Annotated in this window: 1 pseudogene; it reads left to right on the forward strand. The window is 64.8% G+C overall.

Annotated elements, in window-relative coordinates:
• Positions 1-1,079: 1,079 nt before the first annotated feature.
• A pseudogene (locus AB0M26_RS31865) lies at positions 1,080-1,256 on the forward strand (transposase); the annotation flags it as partial.
• Between the last annotated feature and the right edge of the window lie 344 nt (positions 1,257-1,600).

The following is a 1,600-nucleotide window of genomic DNA, read 5'->3' on the forward strand; positions in this document are numbered from 1 at the left end:
GACGCCACCAAGCAACAGCCCGACGCAGCCACTACCAACGACGATCCGCCGACGGACCCACTGGATAGATCACAAAACCGCACTGGAGTACTAGCGCCCCGTGAACAAGAAAACACCGAGCTCGCCCCAGAGAGTGCACGCCGCACCGGCGTGCACCCTCCCTCCTGCCACTGGGCCTCAGCTCTTCCTCAACCACTTCTCGAGGCTGCTAGAACCGGATAGGCGCGTCAGGTACGCGCACCGCGGAGGCACCGTGCACGTCACGTCTCTCCCCTCATCACAGATCGTCTCGTTCTGAGGCTGTTCACGCCGGACGACGTCGACCGCACCCATTACTGCGAGTTCAAGGGCGACACCCATCCCGCGAGTCGTTTCGAGGACACCGTGTGCCTGGCCGCGCAGTTCTGGTGGTGTCACATTGAAGGCGTCAGTAAATAGCGGGGCAATGAGATCGTTTCATCTTGAACTCGCAGGTCGTGCTACTGGTGTGAGCCTGTGATGCCGTCCTCGTGCCGGCAGGCGGAGTGATCGCCGTCGGGTGATCGTCTGTCACTGCTGGACTTCGCAGCTTGCCGCCGGCCATGTCGGCCAGGCGCTGGTCGTGGCGCAGGACGGCCCGCACGACGATCGTCTGCGTGCCCGGAGCGGCCTTGCGCCAGCGCGTGCCCAGCTGCTTGCGGCGCCGGCGTATCAGTCCGCCGACAAGATCGACGGTCTGCTTCTACATAGGAAGCCGGACCTGGTAGACAACACCGGGAGAGCCCTCGGCGGGCGGCTGTTTCTTCACACGAACGCCAACTCCCGCTGGGGGCCATCGTGTTACGGCCGGAACTGGCCACTCTGCCCCAGTCGGCGCTCAACGCGGCAGGTACCGTCCCGAGTTCGTCCGGGTCAGCCAGGCCCGACAACCTCATGGCCGAACATCACGATCTCCTGGCCCGACTCCCGCCGCCTGCCCTGAAATGACCCAACTCGCTTGCCAAATCCGGAGCTTCGCCCAGCTCCTGACGGTTCGCGCACGAGATACCGACGGGCTCTCTCACTGGATCGTCCAAGTCCGCGCAGCCGATCTGCCCCATCTGCACGCCTTCGCCCGGGGGCCTGGAGCGGGACCGCGACGCCGTGATCGCCGCGCTCACGCTTCCGTACAGCAACGGCCCCACCGAGGGCATCAACTCCAAGACCAAGCGGATCGCTCGTCAGATGCACGGACGAGCGGGCTTCACCCTCTTCGCCACAGCATACTTCTCGGATAGTGGCACGCTCCATCACCACCGCATGCGAGACAGGGCCGAAATCCTTGCCGTCCCTGTGGCTCCGCATCCTCCGGCGGGTCAAACGGGTGCGGGGTTGGGGCTGTCCGGGGGAGAACGCCGAGTGATGCCATGTCCGGACGGAGACGCCCGCGGTTGAGGAGAGTCGAGGGGGTCGGAGACGCCGAGTCCGTCCGGGAGGAATGGTGAAGGTGCAAAAGATCAGAAGGGCTGCCGTGGTGGCCCTCGCGGTTAGGGAGCGTATTTGGTCGTGATCAAGGGGTGGCTCGCGTGAGGTCCTTGATCCAGATCATCGAGGCGCGGAGGTGTAGGCCGGCAAGGTAGCT

Source organism: Streptomyces sp. NPDC051776 (assembly GCF_040681345.1).
In the GTDB taxonomy this organism is placed as follows: domain Bacteria; phylum Actinomycetota; class Actinomycetes; order Streptomycetales; family Streptomycetaceae; genus Streptomyces.